A 16,171-nucleotide genomic window follows, 5' to 3' on the forward strand; every position below is an offset into this window, starting at 1 on the left:
CGTGTCAGGCGAGCCGGTCCAGCAGCCGGGTGTGCACGCTCGGCGGGAGGAACGCGGTGACGTCGCCGCCGCCGCGGGCGACCTCCTTGACCAGCGAGCTCGACACGTAGACCTGGCCGGGCGCACCGGGCAGGAACAGCGTCTCGACCCCGGTCAGGTGCCGGTTCATGTGCGCCATCGGGAGCTCGTAGTCGTAGTCCGTCGCCCCGCGCAGGCCCTTGACCATCGCCCGGGCGCCGCGCTCGCGGCAGTAGTCGACGACGAGACCCTGGAACGACTCGACCCGCACGCCCGGCAGGTCCGCGGTGATCTCGGTGAGCATCGCGACGCGCTCGTCGACGGAGAACAGCCCCTCCTTACGGGGGTTCACCAGGATCGCGACGAACACCTCGTCGAACAGCGCCGCGGTGCGGGCGATGACGTCGAGGTGACCGACCGTCGGCGGGTCGTAGGAACCGGGGCAGACGGCGCGACGGACCTCGGGCATGGCCGGAACCTATCAGCCGGTGATCACCGGTCAGGCCCAGCTGCGGTCCAGCGACATGTGCAGCTCGTAGCGGTCACCGCGGTAGCGCGACACGGTGTACTCGACCGGTCGGTCGCCGGAGCTGGAGGTCCGGTCGAACACCAGGATCGGGTGCCCGGCGGGGATCCCGAGCAGGACCGCCGAGGCCTCGTCGGCCTGCTGGGCGGCGACGGTCTGCTCGGCGCGGTCGATGGGGAGCCGGTAGTGCTCCTGCAGGATCCCGTAGACCGAGCCGCTGAGGTCGTGGACGTCGAGGTCGGGGACCTGTTCGGCGTCGTACCAGGCGTCGTCGATCGACATCGGCACCCCGTCGGCGACGCGCAGCCGCCGCAGGTGCCAGCACCGGCCGTCGGGCCCCTGGCCGAGCGCGCGGACGGCCTCCGGCGGTCCGGTGGTGAGCGCGACCTCGAGGACGACCGTGGTCGGGGTCAGCCCGAGCCGGCGCATGTCGTCGTGGAAGGACGCGAGGTGCAGCCGGGAGCGCGCGGTGCGGGCGGCGACGTAGGTGCCCTTGCCGCGGACCCGGGTCAGCAGCCCGTCGCGCTCCAGCTCGCCGACGGCGGCGCGCACCGTCACCCGGCTCACGCCGTGGTCCAGGCACAGCCTGCGCTCGCTGGGGAAGGCGTCGCCCGGCGCGAAGTCCCGCGCGATCGTCTCCGCGAGCAGGGTGCGGAGCTGCTCGTGCTTGGGGACGACCCCGTCGCCGATCCGGACCTCGCCGTTCATGGTGCTGTCCACCGTAGCCACTACCGCCCCCGTCCCGGTGCGCCGACCTGCCCGGCCGCGACGGGCCCGGCCCGCTCCCCGGCGGCCGCCCGGTCGAGCACGAGCGTGCAGTGCGGGTGGCCGCGCAGCACGGTCGCGGGCACGTCGGTCGTGACCGGTCCGGACACCGTCGCCGCCACGGCCGCGCGCTTGCCCTCCCCGGTCGCGACGAGCACGATCCGCCGGGCCTCCATGATCGTGGCCGGCCCCTGGGTGAGCACCCGGTGCGGCACGTCCGCGGGACGGTCGAAGAAGCGGGCGTTGTCGGCGCGGGTCCGCTCGGTCAGCGTCGCGACCCGGGTGCGCGAGCCGAACGCCGAGCCGGGCTCGTTGAACCCGATGTGCCCGTTGCCGCCGATGCCGAGGATCTGCAGGTCCACCGGGCCGGACGCGGCGAGCAGCCGTTCGTAGTCCGCCGCGGCCTCGGCCGGGTCCGCGCGGGTGCCGTCCGGGGCGTGCACCGCGGCCGGGTCGATGTCGAGGTGGTCGGTGAGCTCGCGGCGGATGACCTCGCGGTAGGACTGCGGGTGCCCCGCGGGCAGGCCCAGGTACTCGTCGAGCAGGAAGGCGCGGGCCCCGGCGAAGGACAGCCCCTCGTCGCGGTGACGGCGGACCAGCTCGGCGTAGGCGGGCAGCGGGGAGCTGCCGGTGGCGAGCCCGAGGGTCGCCGGCCGGCCGGTGTCGCGGGCCAGGACGTCGGCGACGGCGTCGGCGACCGCCCGCCCGCAGGCCCGCGGGTCGTCGAGGACCACGATCTCCATCACGCACCCCCACCGGTGACGGGCAGGCCGGCGCGCAGCACCTGCTGCGGCCGCAGGTCGGCGTCGGTCACGAGCACGTCGGCGCGGTGGCCCGGGGCCAGCGACCCGACCTCGCCGTCGAGCCCGAGGAGCCGGGCCGGGGTGCGGGTCGCCGCGAGCACCGCGTCCTGCAGGCGGACCCCCGCGTCGCGCACCGTGGCGCGGACGACGTCGACCAGGCACGCGGTGCCGCCCGCGATGGGCCCGTCCGGGATCCGGGCGACGCCGTCGTCGACCCGGACCTGCATCGTGCCCAGGTGGTAGCGGCCGTCGGGCATCCCGGCCGCGGCCATCGCGTCGGTGACCAGCGCGACCCGGTCCGGCCCGACCAGGTCGAACACCGCGGCGACGGTGTCGGGCGACAGGTGCACCCCGTCCGCGACGAGCTCCACGACGAGCTCGCCCCGGGCGGCCGCGGCCAGGCACGCCGCGACCGGTCCGGGCGCCCGGTGGTGCATCGGGGGCATCGCGTTGAACAGGTGGGTGGCGCTCATCGGCGCGCCGCCCGCCCGTGCGATCCCGGTCGCGGTGGTGCGGGCGTCGGCGTCGGTGTGGCCGATGCTCGGCAGCACCCCGTGCGTGGCGAGCACCGCGAGCAGGTCCGCCGCGTGCGCGGTCTCCGGCGCGTAGGTCACCGACGCGACGGCGCCGTCGGCCTTGGTCAGCAGCTCGTCGAGCAGCGCGGGGTCGCCCGGGAGGAGCGCGCGCGGGTCGTGCGCACCGCACCGCGCGGCCGCCAGGAACGGGCCCTCCAGGTGGATCCCGGCCAGGTCCCCGGCGACGACGAGCGGGCGCAGCGTCGCGATCCGCTCCGCCAGCACGGTCGGCGGGGCGGAGACCAGCGAGGCGACCGTCGTCGTCGTGCCGTGGGCGCGGTGGTGGGCGACGGCGGCGGCCGCCCCCGCCGCCGTCGCGTCCGGGAAGCCGTGCCCGGCGCCGCCGTGGTCGTGCACGTCGACCAGCCCGGGCAGCAGCAGCGACGACGACGCGGGCGGGAGCGGACCGTCGTACGCCGCGGCCGGGAGGACCGCGACGATCCGGTCCCCCGCGACCGCGACGACCGAGTCCGGGAGCAGCCGGCCGTCGGTGACGACGGTGCCACGCAGCACGCGGTCACGCATCACGCGTCGTGGTCCGTCTCGAGCAGCGTCACGAGGCCGTCCAGCGCAGCCGGGGCGCCGTCGCCGTCGGCCCGGAGCACGACCTCGTCGCCGAAGACGACGCCGAGGGTCATGAGCCCGAGGACGCTGCGCGCGTCGACCGGGTCCTTCCCGTCGGTCGCGACGGTGACGGGCAGCCCGGTGGCGGCGGCGGCGCGGGCGAACAGCGCGGCCGGGCGGGCGTGCAGCCCCACCCGGGACGCGACGACGGCGGTGCGGGTGTGCACGGTGCTCTCCTGCTCCTCGGCGGCGGTCACCGGTCGGTCCGCCCTGCGGTGTCGGTGCTTCCGGTGGCGCCGGCGGTGTCGGTGGTCCCGGCGCGCTCGGTGGTCGCGGTGGTGACGGTGGCCGGTGCGGTCTCGGTGCCGGTGGTCTCGTCGTCCTCCCGGCCGGGGGTGCGCAGGTTCCAGCGACGGATCACGAAGCGGAACAGCACGTAGTAGACGACGGCGTAGGCGAGCCCGATCGGGATCAGCCACAGCGGCCGGGTGGACTGGCCGAAGTTGAGGACGTAGTCGATGGCGCCTGCGGAGAAGCTGAACCCGCTGTGGATGTCGAGCGCGTTCACCAGTGCCAGCGAGGTGCCGGTGAGCACCGCGTGGATCAGGTACAGCGGCCACGCCACGTAGACGAAGGCGTACTCCAGCGGCTCGGTGATGCCGGTGACGAACGAGGTCAGCGCGACCGAGACCATGATCCCGCCGACGACCTTGCGCCGCTCCGGACGGGCCTCGTGCCAGATCGCCATCGCCGCGGCGGGCAGCGCGAACATCATGATCGGGAAGAAGCCCGTCATGAAGGTGCCCGCGGTCGGGTCGCCCGCGAAGAACCGGGACAGGTCGCCGTGCACGCCGTTGAAGTCGCCGACCAGGAACCAGACGACCGAGTTGATGATGTGGTGCAGCCCGACCGGCAGCAGCAGCCGGTTGACCAGGCCGAAGACCCCGCCGCCGACGACGGCGTTCTCCCCGACCGCGTTGCCCAGCCCGGTCAGCCCGGCGTTGAACACCGGGTAGACCAGGCTCAGCACCGACGCGATCACCATCATCGACACGGCGGTGAGGATCGGGACCAGCCGGCGGCCGTTGAAGAAGCCGAGGAAGGTCGGCAGCGTCGTGCGGTGGAAGCGCTGCCACAGCACCGCCGCGACCAGGCCCGCGACGATGCCGCCCAGCACCCCGAAGTCGATCGTGGCCTGCTCGCCCTTGGAGTCGAGCACCCCGGGCAGCAGCACCGGGGACAGCGCGGTGAACACGCCGTCCATGACGAGGTAGCCGACGAGGGCGGCCAGCGCGGTGGACCCGTCGGAGCGGCGTGCCCAGCCGATCGCGATGCCGAGCGCGAAGATCATCGGGAGGTGGTCGAACAGCGCGCCGCCGGCCGCGGCGAGCACGGCCGCGGGCTGCTTCAGCGCCTCGACGCCGCCGAGCAGGTCGTCCTGCCCGAGGCGCAGCAGCAGGCCGGCCGCGGGCAGGACGGCGATCGGGAGCATCAGGCTCCGGCCGAGCCGCTGCAGCCCGGCCAGTCCCGGCCGTCGTCGTACCGGCTCCGCCGTGGAGGTGTCAGTGCTCATGGACTCGCACTCCTCGTCGAGTATCGGCGACCGGACGGGCTCGGCGGGCGTTGTGGAGCCGCCTCGACAACCGGTACGGTCTGGTTATAACCAGTGAGGGTGCGGGCGGAACGCGGCACTGTCAAGACACTGGTCATAACCAGTAGGTACCGGAGGTGGAGGAACCCCATGAGCAGGGCCGACGACATCGTGGCGGGGCTGGGCGGGCCCGGGAACATCACCGACATCGAGGCGTGCATCACCCGGCTCCGGACCGAGGTCGGCGACCCCGGCCTGGTCGACGACGCGGCTCTGAAGGCCGCCGGGGCGCACGGTGTGGTCCGGTCCGGGACCGTCGTGCAGGTCGTGATCGGGCCGGAGGCGGAGAACCTCTGCGACGACGTCCGGGACCTGCTGTGACGTCCGTCGTCGCACCCGTCGACGGCGCGGTGGTCGGCCCCGCGGGGGTGCCCGACCCGGTCTTCCGCGACGAGCTGCTCGGCGGCGGGACGGCCGTCGAGCCGCCCGCGGACGCCACCGAGGCGGTCGTGCTGGCCCCGGTCGCCGGCACCGTCGCGGCGCTGCACCCGCACGCCTTCGTGATCACCGCCGACGGCGGCCCCGGGATCCTGGTCCACGTCGGCATCGACACGGTCTCGCTCGGCGGGGCCGGGTTCACCACGCACGTCGCGAAGGGCGACGCGGTCGAGCGGGGCGCGCCGGTGCTGACCGTCGACCTCGCCGCCGTGCGGGCGGCCGGCCTCGCGCCGACCTGCCCGGTCGTCGTGCTGGACTCCCCCGCCGGCTCGGTGAGCGCCCCCACCGGGCACACGGTCCGCGCCGGCGACGAGCTGTTCCGCCTGTGACGGGCACCGTTCCCGACGGCGCCCCGGTCGTGTTCGACCTCGACGGCACCCTCGTGCGCAGCGAGCACGTGCACCGCCGGACCTGGGCCCGGTTCTTCGCCGAGTGGGGCGCCGAGGTCGACGACGAGACCTACCGGCACCGGTTCATGGGCCGCCGCGCGGCCGACGCGCTGCGCGAGGTCGACGGGCCGTGGCGCGACACCGATCCCGACGAGCTCGCCGCGCGGCTGGCCGGGCACGGCACCGCCCTCGCCGACGACGTCGACGTCGTCCCCGGCGCTCCCGCGCTGCTCCGGTCGCTGGCCGGGCGCGGGCACCGGCTCGCGGTGGTGACGAGCGCCCGCCGCGGCTGGGCCGACCGGGTGCTGGGCGACGTGCTCGGTACGGCACCGCTGGTCGAGCTCGTCGTCACCGCCGAGGACGTCGTGCGCGGCAAGCCGGACCCGGAGGGCTACCTCACCGCGTGCCGCCGCCTCGACGCCGACCCGGCCGGCTGCGTCGCGTTCGAGGACTCCGTCGCCGGGGTGTCCTCGCTGGTCGCGGCCGGGATGGGCACCATCGTCGGAGTCCTGACGACGGCCGGGGACGCGGAGCTGACCGCCGCCGGGGCGCACCGCACGGTGCCCGACCTGACGCCCGGCCGGCTGCTGGGCCCGGCGGCCTGAGCCGGGCTCAGCCCGCGAGCGAGCCGTGGTGCAGGGCGGTGTCGCCGTAGCGGCGGGACCGGCCCGCGGTGAACCCGGCGGGCCAGCCGAACCCACCCGACGACTTCGCCCGCTCGACGACGACCGCCGCCCCGGGCGCGAGCCAGCCGTGGGTGGCGGCGGCGGTCAGCCAGCCCGCGACCTCGTCGTCGGGCACCGCGTAGGGCGGGTCGACGAGCACGACGTCGAACGCCCGCGGCGCGGGCCCGGCCAGCACCGTCCCGGCCCGCCCGGTGACGACCGACCCGCCGAGCCCGACCGCGGCCAGGTTGCGCCGCAGCACCCCCGCGGCCCGCTTGTCCGACTCGACGAACACCGCGTCGGCCGCACCCCGCGACAGCGCCTCCAGCCCGAGCGCGCCGGACCCGGCGCACACGTCCAGCACGGCGGCACCGCCGAGGCCCGGGTCGTGGTCGAGTGCGGAGAACAGCGCCTCACGGACCCGGTCGGAGGTCGGCCGGGTCCCCGACGGCGGCACGGCGAGCCGTCGTCCGCCCGCCGTGCCCGCGATCAGCCTGGTCATCGCTCCATCGTGCCGTGCGGCTCAGTCCAGCTCGACCAGCAGGTCCCCGCCCTCGACCTGGGTGACCTGGCCGATCGCCAGCCGCTTGACGGTGCCGGCCCGGTGCGCGGTGATCGAAGCCTCCATCTTCATGGCCTCGATGGTGGCGACGGTCTGGCCGTCGTCGACGGTGTCGCCCTCGCCGACCTGCAGCGTCACGACCCCGGCGAACGGGGCGGCGACGTGCGCGTCGTTCCCCTTGTCGGCCTTCTCCGCGGCCTTCACCTCGGTGGCGACCGACTCGTCGCGCACCGCCACCGGGCGCAGCTGCCCGTTGAGCGTGGTCAGCAGGGTGCGGTAGCCGCGCTCGTCGGGCTCGGAGACGGCCTCCAGCTCGATGATCAGCGTGACACCGGGCTCCAGGTCGACGGTGTGCTCGAGGTCCTCCTCCAGCCCGTAGAAGAAGTCCTTCGACGACAGCACCGCGGTGTTGCCGTACTGCTCGCGGTGGCTGTCGAAGTCCTTCGTCGGGCCGGGGAACAGCAGCCTGTTCAGCGTGCGGCGACGCTCGTCGCGCAGCCCGCGGCGGTCCTCGATGGACAGCTCCGCCTTCTCCGCCTCCGGGCTGCGGCCCTCCAGCGCGCGGGTCCGGAACGGCTCCGGCCAGCCCGCGGGCGGCGAGCCCAGCTCCCCGCGCAGGAACCCGATCACCGAGTCCGGGATGTCGAACGACGCCGGGTCCTTCTCGAAGTCGGCGGCGTCCACCCCGGCCCCGACCAGGTGCAGGGCCAGGTCCCCGACGACCTTCGACGACGGCGTCACCTTCACCAGCCTGCCCAGCATCCGGTCCGCGGCGGCGTAGCAGTCCTCGATCAGCTCGAAGCGGTCGCCCAGGCCGAGCGCGATCGCCTGCTGGCGCAGGTTCGACAGCTGACCGCCGGGGATCTCGTGGTGGTAGACCCGCCCGGTGGGGCTGGCGAGGCCGGACTCGAACGGCGCGTAGACCTTCCGCACCGCCTCCCAGTACGGCTCCATGTCCCCGACCGCGGTCAGGCTCAGCCCGGTCGCGCGGTCGGTGTGGTCGGTGGCCGCGACCAGCGCCGACAGCGACGGCTGGCTGGTGGTGCCGGCCATCGAGGCGACCGCGCCGTCGACGGCGTCGACCCCGGCGTCGATCGCCGCGACCAGCGTCGCGAGCTGGCCGCCCGCGGTGTCGTGGGTGTGCAGGTGCACCGGGAGGTCGAACCGCTCCCGCAGCGCCGTGACCAGCTTCTTCGCCGCGGGCGGGCGTAGCAGGCCGGCCATGTCCTTGATCGCCAGGACGTGCGCGCCCGCGTCGACGATCTCCTCGGCCAGGCGGAGGTAGTAGTCGAGGGTGTAGAGCTTCTCCCCCGGGTCCGACAGGTCCGCGGTGTAGCAGAGCGCGACCTCGGCCAGCGCCGTGCCGGTGCCGCGGACGGCGTCGATGGCCGGGCGCATCTGGGAGACGTCGTTGAGGGCGTCGAAGATCCGGAAGATGTCCATGCCGGTGTCCGCCGCCTCCTGCACGAAGGCGTCGGTCACCTCCGTCGGGTACGGCGTGTAGCCGACGGTGTTGCGCCCCCGCAGCAGCATCTGGGTGCAGATGTTGGGCGCCGCGGCCTTGAGCGCGGCGAGCCGGTCCCACGGGTCCTCGGCGAGGAAGCGCAGCGCGACGTCGTAGGTCGCGCCGCCCCAGCACTCCAGTGACAGCAGCTCGGGCATGGTCCGCGCGACGTAGGGCGCGACCGCGAGCAGGTCCCGGGTCCGGATCCGGGTCGCCAGCAGCGACTGGTGGGCGTCGCGGAACGTCGTGTCGGTGACGGCGACGGCGGTCTGCTCGCGCAGCCGCCGCGCGAAGCCCTCGGGCCCGAGCTCGCGCAGCAGCTGCGCGGAGCCGTCCGGCGCGGGCGTCTCCAGGTCGACGCCGGCGGGCAGCTTGTCGACCGGCTCCACGACCAGCGGCCGGTCGCCGTTCGGCTTGTTGACCGTGACCTCGCCCAGGTACTGCAGGATGCGCGAGCCGCGGTCGGCCGACGGGCGGGCCTTGAGCAGGTGCGGGCGCTCCTCGATGAAGCTGGTGGTGACCCGGCCCTGCTTGAAGTCCTCGTCCTCCAGCACGGCGGCGAGGAACGGCAGGTTCGTCGCCACGCCGCGGATCCGGAACTCGGCCAGCGCGCGCCGGGCGCGCCGGGCGGCGTTGGCGAAGTCGTGGCCGTGGCAGGTCAGCTTGACCAGCATCGAGTCGAAGTGCGCGGAGACCTCGGCGCCGACGTGCACGGTGCCGCCGTCCAGGCGCACGCCCGGGCCGCCCGGGGAGCGGTAGACCGACAGCGTGCCGACGTCGGGCCGGAACTCGTTGGCCGGGTCCTCGGTGGTGATGCGGGTCTGCATCGCCACACCGGTGAGGGTGATGTCGTCCTGGGTCAGCCGCAGCTCCGGCAGCGTCATGCCCGAGGCGATCCGCAGCTGGGCGATGACGAGGTCGCGGTCGGTAACCTGCTCGGTGACGGTGTGCTCGACCTGGATGCGCGGGTTCATCTCGATGAAGTGGTGCTTGCCGCGCTCGTCGAGCAGGAACTCGACGGTGCCCGCGTTGACGTAGCCGATCTTCCTCGCGAAGTTCACCGCGTCGGCGCAGATCCGGTCCCGCAGCTCCGGGTCCAGGTTCGGGGCCGGGGCGATCTCGACGACCTTCTGGTGGCGGCGCTGCACCGAGCAGTCGCGCTCGTAGAGGTGCACGACGTTGCCGTCGGCGTCGGCCAGGATCTGGACCTCGATGTGCCGCGGGTTGACGACGGCCTGCTCCAGGAAGACGGTGCCGTCGCCGAACGCGGACTCCGCCTCCCGGCTCGCGGCCTCGATCGCGTCGCGCAGGTCGCCGGGCTCGGTGACCCGGCGCATCCCGCGTCCGCCACCCCCGGCGACGGCCTTGACGAAGATCGGGAAGTCGATGTTCTCGGCCGCCGCGAGCAGCTCCTCGACGTCCGACGACGGCTCGGAGGACTCCAGCACCGGCACGCCCGCCTCCCGGGCGGCGGCGACGGCGCGGAACTTGTTGCCCGTCAGGTGCAGGACCTCGGTGGGCGGCCCGACGAAGGTGATGCCCTCGTCGGCGCAGGCACGGGCCAGGTCGGGGTTCTCCGACATGAAGCCGTAGCCGGGGTAGACGGCGTCCGCGCCGGCCTTCTTCGCGGCGCGGATGACCTCCTCCACCGACAGGTAGGCGCGGACCGGGTGGCCCGGCTCGCCGATCTGGTAGGACTCGTCGGCCTTCGCGCGGTGCAGCGAGTTGCGGTCCTCGTACGGGAACACCGCCACCGTCGAGACACCCAGCTCGAACGCGGCCCGGAATGCCCGGATGGCGATCTCGCCCCGGTTGGCCACCAGCACCTTGCGGAACATCGTTCTCCTCATCACGATCGGCGACGACGCCCGCCGCGACGGGGGTTCCCGCGCGACGGACGCGTGATCCTGACACGGATCGCGCGATCGGGACCACCGTTCGGGACGCGGTGCCCACGGAGCGGGACACCGTCGTGCGCGGGAGTGCCGACGGGGGCCCGCGACGTGGCACGACGTGCCGGGACGGCATCCGGGCGCATGGCGCGATCCGGACGGCTGGGGCACCGTGGGGAGCGGGACCGGCCCCTCGGCCGGCGCGGAGGGCGGTGGTGACGGTGGTGGCCGTGGTGTTCCAGCTGCTGTCGTTCGCGCTGCTCGTGATGGCCGTGGTCGGCGCCTACCGGCGGCTGCGCGCCGACCGTGGTCCCGGTCCCGGCCCCGCCCCGGAACCGGCCGCGCGTCCCGTGCTGTCGTCCGAGGCCGTCGCCGCCGAGCAGGCGTGGCGACGCGCGCGGGCGGAGTTCCAGCGGCTGCGCGCGGAGTTCGCCGCGCACGAGGCCGACCCGCTGGCCGTGCTGCGCCGCCCCGCGCTGTCCGACACCACGGTGGCGGCCACCGCACGGTTCGTCGACGCGTTCGCCGAGGCCCAGGCACTGGACACCGACGGCTACCCGGGCGAGCCGCACGCCGGGACCCACGTGCGCGCCGTCGACGCCGCCCGCCGCGCCTGGACCGCCGCGGTGGACGCCGCCGACCGGATCCGGCTCGCCGGGCTGGACCCCGAGGAGCGGCGCACCGTCGAGCGCGTGGTGAAGCTGCTGACCACCGCGCGGGACTCCGACTCCGAACCCGAACGGCTCGCCGCCTACGGCCGCGTCCGCGTCGAGCTGGACCGGCTGGAACGGTCCGGGCGGGTGCACCTGCCCCGCCCGGCCCGCGCCCGGCTGGACGCCGCGGCCCGCGGCGAGCTCCCCGGGCCGTGACCGGTCAGGACTTGTCCAGGTAGGCGGCCCGCTCCTCGTCGCCGAGGGTCTCCCCCACCAGGTCCCGCAGCCGCGGGTGGCCGGCCAGGCCCGGGTCCTCGGCGACCAGGTGCCGGGCGTACACCTGGGCCTTCTCGATGACCTCGCCGTGGCGCAGCAGCGACAGCAGCTTGAGCCCCGAGCGGGAGCCGGACTGGCTCGACCCGAGCACGTCGCCCTCGCGGCGCAGCTCCAGGTCGAGGCGGGCCAGCTCGAAGCCGTCGGTGGTCCCGGCGATCGCGTCGAGCCGTTCGCGGGCGGCGGTCGCCGCGGGCATGTCGGTGACCAGCAGGCACAGGCCGGGTGCGCTGCCCCGGCCGACCCGCCCGCGCAGCTGGTGCAGCTGGGACAGGCCGAAGCGGTCCGCGTCGAGCAGCACGATCCCGGTCGCGTTCGGCACGTCGACGCCGACCTCGATCACCGTGGTCGCGACGAGCACGTCGAGCTCGGCGCGTTCGAAGGCCCGCATCACGGTGTCCTTCTCCTCCGGCGGGAGCTTGCCGTGCAGGATCCCGACCCGCAGCCCGGCCAGCTTCTCCTCGATCAGCGGGGCGATGTCGAGCACCGCGAGCGGGGCGCGCCGCTCCTCGCCGCCGTCGTCGTCCGGCGGGGGCTCCTCGGCGTCCTCCTTCTCGGCACCCTCCTTCTCGGCACCACCGACCCGGGGGCACACGACGTAGCACTGGTGGCCCGCCTCGACCTCCTCGCGGATCCGCTGCCACACCCGCTCGATCCACGACGGGTGCTCCGCCAGCGGCACGACCGTCGTCGCGACCGGGGAGCGGCCCTTCGGCAGCCCCTTCAGCTCGGACACGGCCAGGTCGCCGTAGACGGTCATGGCCACGGTGCGCGGGATCGGCGTCGCCGTCATGACCAGCATGTGCGGGGCCTTCTCGCCGCGGGCGCGCAGCGCGTCGCGCTGCTCCACCCCGAACCGGTGCTGCTCGTCGACCACGACCAGCCCCAGCTCGGCGAACCCGACGGTGTCCTGGATCAGCGCGTGGGTCCCGACGACGATCCCCGCCGCCCCGGACTGCGCGTCGAGCAGTGCCTGCCGCTTGGCCTTCGCACCCATCGACCCGGTCAGCAGCGTCACCGCGGTCGCGTCCTCGCCCGCGCCGAGCTCGCCGCCGCGGCCGAGCGCGCCGAGCATCGCGCGCAGCGAGCGGGCGTGCTGGGCGGCGAGGACCTCGGTGGGGGCCAGCATCGCGGCCTGGGTGCCCGCGTCGACGGCCTGCAGCATCGCCCGCAGCGCGACGATCGTCTTGCCCGCGCCGACGTCGCCCTGCACGAGGCGGTTCATCGGGTACTCGCGGGCGAGGTCCGCGGCGACCTGCTCGCCGACCTCCTGCTGTCCCTCGGTCAGCGGGAACGGCAGGTCCGCGTCGAACGCGGCGAGCAGGCCGTCGTCGCGGCGCGGGCACACCGGGGCCGGCCGCGCGACGGCGGCCTCCCGCCGGAGCGCGAGCGCCAGCTGCACACCGAGCGCCTCGTCCCACACCAGGCGGTGCCGGGCGGCGAACAGGTCGGCCTCGGTCTCCGGCACGTGGATGCGCCGCAGCGCCCGCCCCAGTTCGGGCAGCTTCTCCCGCTCGCGCAGCGACTCGGGCAGCGGGTCGGTCGGGTCGTCGATCTGCTCCAGGACCTGGCGCACCGAGCGCGCGATGGCCTGCGAGGTCACCTTCGCGTTCGCCGGGTAGACCGACAGGAACGGGCGCAGCGAGTCGCTCTCCTCGATCTCCTCGAACTGCGGGTGGGTCAGCTGCAGCCGGTTGTTGAACACCCCGACCTTTCCGGAGAACACGCCGACGACGCCCTGCTTGATGAAGCCCTGCAGCTTCCAGCCGTTGAAGAAGGTGGCGTCGAGCTCGCCGCCCTTCTCGTCCCGGATGACGGCCTTGAGCATCTTCCCGCGCCGGTTGCGCATCTCCCGCAGCTCGGCGCGCGCCACCGCCGCGACGACGGTGACGTGCTCGCCCGCGACCAGCCCGGCGATCTCGGTGAGCCGGCCGCGGTCGACGTAGCGCCGCGGGTAGTGCCGCAGCAGGTCCCCGACGGTCTCCAGCCCGAGCGGGGCCAGCGCGTCGGCGGCCTTGCGCCCGAGCGGCCCGTCGAGCCGGCTGTCGAGGTCGAACCCGTCGTCCATCTACTCCACTCCCAGCACCAGCGGGTAGTCGCCCTGCTCCCCCCGGTGCACCACGACGTCGACCTCCGGGTGGGTGCGGCGCAGGTCCTCGGCGAACCGCTCGCCGAGCTCGTCGGGGGCGGCCGAGCCGAGCAGCACGGTCACCAGCTCCCCACCCGGAGTGAGCATGCGGTGAGCCAACCACAGGGCACCGACAGCGAGATCCGGGGCGATCAGCACGACCTCGCCGTCGGAGATCCCGAGGATCTCCCCCGGGCGGCAGGGACCGGCCCAGGTGAGCGCCTCGGCCTCGGCGACGGCCAGCCCACCGGTCCGGGTGGCGGCCGCGGCCTCGGCCATCGCGACGACGTCGTCCGGGGCGCGACGGGCGGGGTCGTGCACCGCGAGCGCGGCCAGGCCCTGCAGCACCGAGCTGGCCGGGATCACCACGACGTCGATGCCCTCGAACCGCACCCGCTCGGCCGCGGTCTCGGTGACCGTGCGCCGGTGCGTGGCGCACGGCAGCACCACGACGTGCTCGGCGCCGGTCGCGCGGATCGCGGCCAGGACCTCGTCGACGGTCGGGTCCGGGTCGGCGACCAGCACGTTCCCGCCCGCGGCCCGGGCCAGCGCACCGGCCCCGCTGCTCTCGATCATCAGCAGGACGGCGCGGTCCCGGGTCGGCGGCGCCGGCGGCAGCGCCTCGATCCGGATCCCCGACGGGCGCCCCACCGCCAGCCCCGCCTCGACCGCCGGCCCGGCCTCGGTGGTGTGCACGTGCACCATCACCCCGCCACCGCCGTCGCCGGCGAGACCGACCGAGTCCCCGAGCCCGGCGAGCCGGGCACGCAGCGTCTCCAGCGCGGCCGGGTCGGGCCCGGGCAGCCAGTAGGTGACCTCGTAGACCGGCTGGGGCACCCACGGCACGAGCTCGCCGTCGGCGGTGACCGCCGAGGCCGGACCGGGCGTCCCCACCTGCGACGACGGCGGCGGTCCCGGATCACCGCCCGCCGCGGCGACCAGCGCGTCCAGCACGACGACCAGGCCCAGCCCGCCCGCGTCGACGACCCCGGCCCGCACCAGCTCCGGCGGGCGCCCGGTGGCCCGGGCCAGCGCGGCCCGCGCCGCGTCCGCGGCCACCCGGGCGGCCTCGGCGAGCGCACCGGTCGTGTCGAGGCCCCCGCCGTCGGGGTCGGCGCGGTGGGAGGGGTCGGCGACCCGGGTGAGCTCCGCACCGGCGGCGGACGGCCCGGTGGCCGCCCCGGCCGCCACCCGCGCCGCCACGGCCGCGGCGGCGGCGTCGAGCACGGTGAGCGCGGTCCCCGGGCGCGGCGCGGACACCGCGACGGCCGCCAGCGCCGCTGCCCGCCGCAGCGCCCCGGCGAGCAGCTCACCGGCCGGGGTGTTCGGCCGTCGTGCGGCCGCGGCCTCCAGCTCCTCGGCCAGGCCCCGGAACAGCTGGGACAGGATCAGGCCGGAGTTCCCGCGGGCCCCGCGCACCGCGGCCGCGGCCAGGGCCGCCGCGGCGCGCACCGGCCGGACATCCTCGGCGGCGGGGTCCGCGGCGGGGGCGTCGGCGGCCGGGGCGTCCCCGTCCAGCGGGGCCGAGGCCGCCGCACGGGCGGTCAGCAGCAGGTTCGACCCGGTGTCGTGGTCGGCGACCGGGAAGACGTTGATGCGGTCGATCTCGGCCCGCCCGGCGGTGAGCCGCTCGGCGGCGGCGTCGATCCAGCGGCGCAGCAGCGCGGGGTCGAACGGCGAGGCCACGGGCCCCACACTAGGTGCGCGGAGGCCCCCGGTGCCGCGGGACGGCCCCGCGCGCCGGTCACCACACGGGCGTGGCTAGAATTGAAGGCCGAGCCTCGGCACGTCCGTGCCGAGAATCTGTTCGTGAATCTGTTCGTCAACCCGAGGAGTGTCCGACGTGGCTGCCGTCTGCGACGTCTGTGGCAAGGGTCCGGGCTTCGGCATGTCCGTCTCGCACTCGCACCGCCGCACCCACCGCCGCTGGAACCCCAACATCCAGACGGTGCGCGCCGCGATCAACGGCGGCAACCGCCGTCGGATCAACGCCTGCACCTCCTGCCTGAAGGCGGGCAAGGTGACCCGCGTCTGAGTGCGCGAGACCCGAACCACGATCGAGGCCCGGTCCCCTGGGGACCGGGCCTTCGTCGTTGCCGGGGCCGGTTCAGCCGACCACGGACCGCCACCAGCTGCGGCGTGCCCCGCGCACGGTGACCGACCCCATGCCGACCTTGCCGTGCACCACGAGGTGCGGCCCGGCCGCCCCGGGCGTCGAGGGCACCCGGGTCTTCACCTCGCCCCAGGACGCCTTCGTGCCGTCGACGTCGGCGGTGCCGCCCTCGGGCAGGACCAGCACGACCTCGCCCATCCCGAGTGCGACCTCGACGTCGATCCGCGGCGGCAGCGACCGCACCTCGGACAGGTCGAGGTGGATGGTCCCCATCGACGACGACAGGTGCAGCGCCGCGGGCACCTGCCAGTCCCCGGTGCGCTTGATCGTCCCCGCCGCGGTCGTCAGCCGCACCCGCTCCGACGGCGCGGGCGGACGCGCCGGGACGGGCGCCAGCGCGGTGACCGACGGCGGCAGCCCGCCCGGCAGGTCCGCCAGCGGCGGCTGCAGGTCCCGGGCGACGCGCGCGGCGTAGACCGCGTCGAGCCGTTCCTCCAGCTCGCTCAACGTGATGCGGCCCTCGCCGACCGCGTCGTGCAGCCGGCGGGCCGCCGCCTCGCGGTCGGCGTCCGATATGCGCATGTCCCCCGGG

At 75.3% G+C, this 16,171-nt stretch carries 16 protein-coding genes; 5 read left to right on the plus strand and 11 right to left on the minus strand.

Features of this window, described 5'->3' with window-relative positions:
* Window positions 1-4: 4 nt before the first annotated feature.
* From coaD to KPL60_RS13410, 6 genes are read right to left on the minus strand one after another with little or no spacing between them, the layout of a single operon-like run.
* The gene (coaD, locus tag KPL60_RS13385; RefSeq protein ID WP_226355719.1) at window positions 5-487 is read right to left on the minus strand and encodes a pantetheine-phosphate adenylyltransferase; all 483 of its coding nucleotides are present in this window, start codon (window positions 485-487) and stop codon (window positions 5-7) included.
* A 30-nt stretch (window positions 488-517) separates the two neighbouring features.
* Window positions 518-1,264 carry a GntR family transcriptional regulator gene (locus KPL60_RS13390; RefSeq protein WP_226355718.1) on the minus strand — a complete coding sequence of 249 codons (747 nt, stop codon included), beginning with the start codon at window positions 1,262-1,264 and terminating at the stop codon, window positions 518-520.
* Between the two features lie 8 nt (window positions 1,265-1,272).
* Entirely contained in the window at window positions 1,273-2,052 is a 780-nt protein-coding gene (locus KPL60_RS13395; protein WP_226356678.1) for a glucosamine-6-phosphate deaminase, read from the minus strand.
* Window positions 2,052-3,212: an N-acetylglucosamine-6-phosphate deacetylase gene (locus KPL60_RS13400; RefSeq protein ID WP_226356677.1), complete on the minus strand. Its 1,161-nt coding sequence runs from the start codon at window positions 3,210-3,212 to the stop codon at window positions 2,052-2,054. The genes KPL60_RS13395 and KPL60_RS13400 overlap by 1 nt, the downstream gene beginning before the upstream one ends.
* A complete protein-coding gene (locus tag KPL60_RS13405) occupies window positions 3,212-3,478 on the minus strand; it encodes an HPr family phosphocarrier protein (protein WP_062404348.1) in 267 nt (88 codons plus the stop codon). The genes KPL60_RS13400 and KPL60_RS13405 overlap by 1 nt, the downstream gene beginning before the upstream one ends.
* 26 nt (window positions 3,479-3,504) lie before the next feature.
* Entirely contained in the window at window positions 3,505-4,824 is a 1,320-nt protein-coding gene (locus KPL60_RS13410; RefSeq protein ID WP_226355716.1) for a PTS transporter subunit EIIC, read from the minus strand.
* A gap of 168 nt (window positions 4,825-4,992) precedes the next feature.
* On the opposite strand from KPL60_RS13410, the gene KPL60_RS13415 reads away from it, so the two are divergent.
* Genes KPL60_RS13415 through KPL60_RS13425 form a run of 3 tightly spaced genes read left to right on the plus strand, consistent with a single transcriptional unit; the run spans window position 4,993 to window position 6,334 of the window.
* Window positions 4,993-5,223 (plus strand): glucose PTS transporter subunit EIIB, encoded by a 231-nt coding sequence (locus tag KPL60_RS13415; RefSeq protein ID WP_020626212.1) that lies wholly within the window; start codon window positions 4,993-4,995, stop codon window positions 5,221-5,223.
* The gene (locus KPL60_RS13420; RefSeq protein WP_073578206.1) at window positions 5,220-5,669 is read left to right on the plus strand and encodes a PTS glucose transporter subunit IIA; all 450 of its coding nucleotides are present in this window, start codon (window positions 5,220-5,222) and stop codon (window positions 5,667-5,669) included. The genes KPL60_RS13415 and KPL60_RS13420 overlap by 4 nt, the downstream gene beginning before the upstream one ends.
* Complete coding sequence (locus KPL60_RS13425; protein WP_226366001.1) at window positions 5,666-6,334, plus strand: HAD family phosphatase; 669 nt, start codon at window positions 5,666-5,668, stop codon at window positions 6,332-6,334. Before KPL60_RS13420 ends, KPL60_RS13425 begins: the two co-directional genes overlap by 4 nt.
* Before the next feature lie 7 nt (window positions 6,335-6,341).
* Here the strand turns inward: KPL60_RS13425 and rsmD are convergent, their stop codons facing one another.
* Both rsmD and KPL60_RS13435 read right to left on the minus strand, forming a co-directional pair.
* Window positions 6,342-6,896, minus strand: coding sequence for a 16S rRNA (guanine(966)-N(2))-methyltransferase RsmD (gene rsmD / locus KPL60_RS13430; RefSeq protein ID WP_226355714.1), 555 nt, complete (start codon window positions 6,894-6,896; stop codon window positions 6,342-6,344).
* 21 nt (window positions 6,897-6,917) lie between these two features.
* Complete coding sequence (locus KPL60_RS13435) at window positions 6,918-10,298, minus strand: pyruvate carboxylase (RefSeq protein ID WP_226366002.1); 3,381 nt, start codon at window positions 10,296-10,298, stop codon at window positions 6,918-6,920.
* A gap of 269 nt (window positions 10,299-10,567) precedes the next feature.
* On the opposite strand from KPL60_RS13435, the gene KPL60_RS13440 reads away from it, so the two are divergent.
* Window positions 10,568-11,221, plus strand: a complete 654-nt coding sequence (locus KPL60_RS13440; RefSeq protein WP_226366003.1) for a hypothetical protein — start codon at window positions 10,568-10,570, stop codon at window positions 11,219-11,221.
* 4 nt (window positions 11,222-11,225) lie between these two features.
* Here the strand turns inward: KPL60_RS13440 and recG are convergent, their stop codons facing one another.
* Window positions 11,226-13,406 carry an ATP-dependent DNA helicase RecG gene (gene recG, locus KPL60_RS13445; RefSeq protein ID WP_226355711.1) on the minus strand — a complete coding sequence of 727 codons (2,181 nt, stop codon included), beginning with the start codon at window positions 13,404-13,406 and terminating at the stop codon, window positions 11,226-11,228.
* The gene (locus KPL60_RS13450; protein WP_226355710.1) at window positions 13,407-15,152 is read right to left on the minus strand and encodes a DAK2 domain-containing protein; all 1,746 of its coding nucleotides are present in this window, start codon (window positions 15,150-15,152) and stop codon (window positions 13,407-13,409) included.
* A gap of 157 nt (window positions 15,153-15,309) precedes the next feature.
* Here KPL60_RS13450 and rpmB point away from each other — a divergent pair, with 157 nt between their 5' ends.
* Window positions 15,310-15,501, plus strand: a complete 192-nt coding sequence (rpmB, locus tag KPL60_RS13455) for a 50S ribosomal protein L28 (RefSeq protein WP_020627372.1) — start codon at window positions 15,310-15,312, stop codon at window positions 15,499-15,501.
* 72 nt (window positions 15,502-15,573) lie between these two features.
* Here the strand turns inward: rpmB and KPL60_RS13460 are convergent, their stop codons facing one another.
* Entirely contained in the window at window positions 15,574-16,161 is a 588-nt protein-coding gene (locus KPL60_RS13460) for a DUF1707 domain-containing protein (protein WP_226366004.1), read from the minus strand.
* Between the last annotated feature and the right edge of the window lie 10 nt (window positions 16,162-16,171).

This window comes from Pseudonocardia sp. ICBG162, assembly GCF_020496225.1.
GTDB lineage: Bacteria > Actinomycetota > Actinomycetes > Mycobacteriales > Pseudonocardiaceae > Pseudonocardia > Pseudonocardia alni.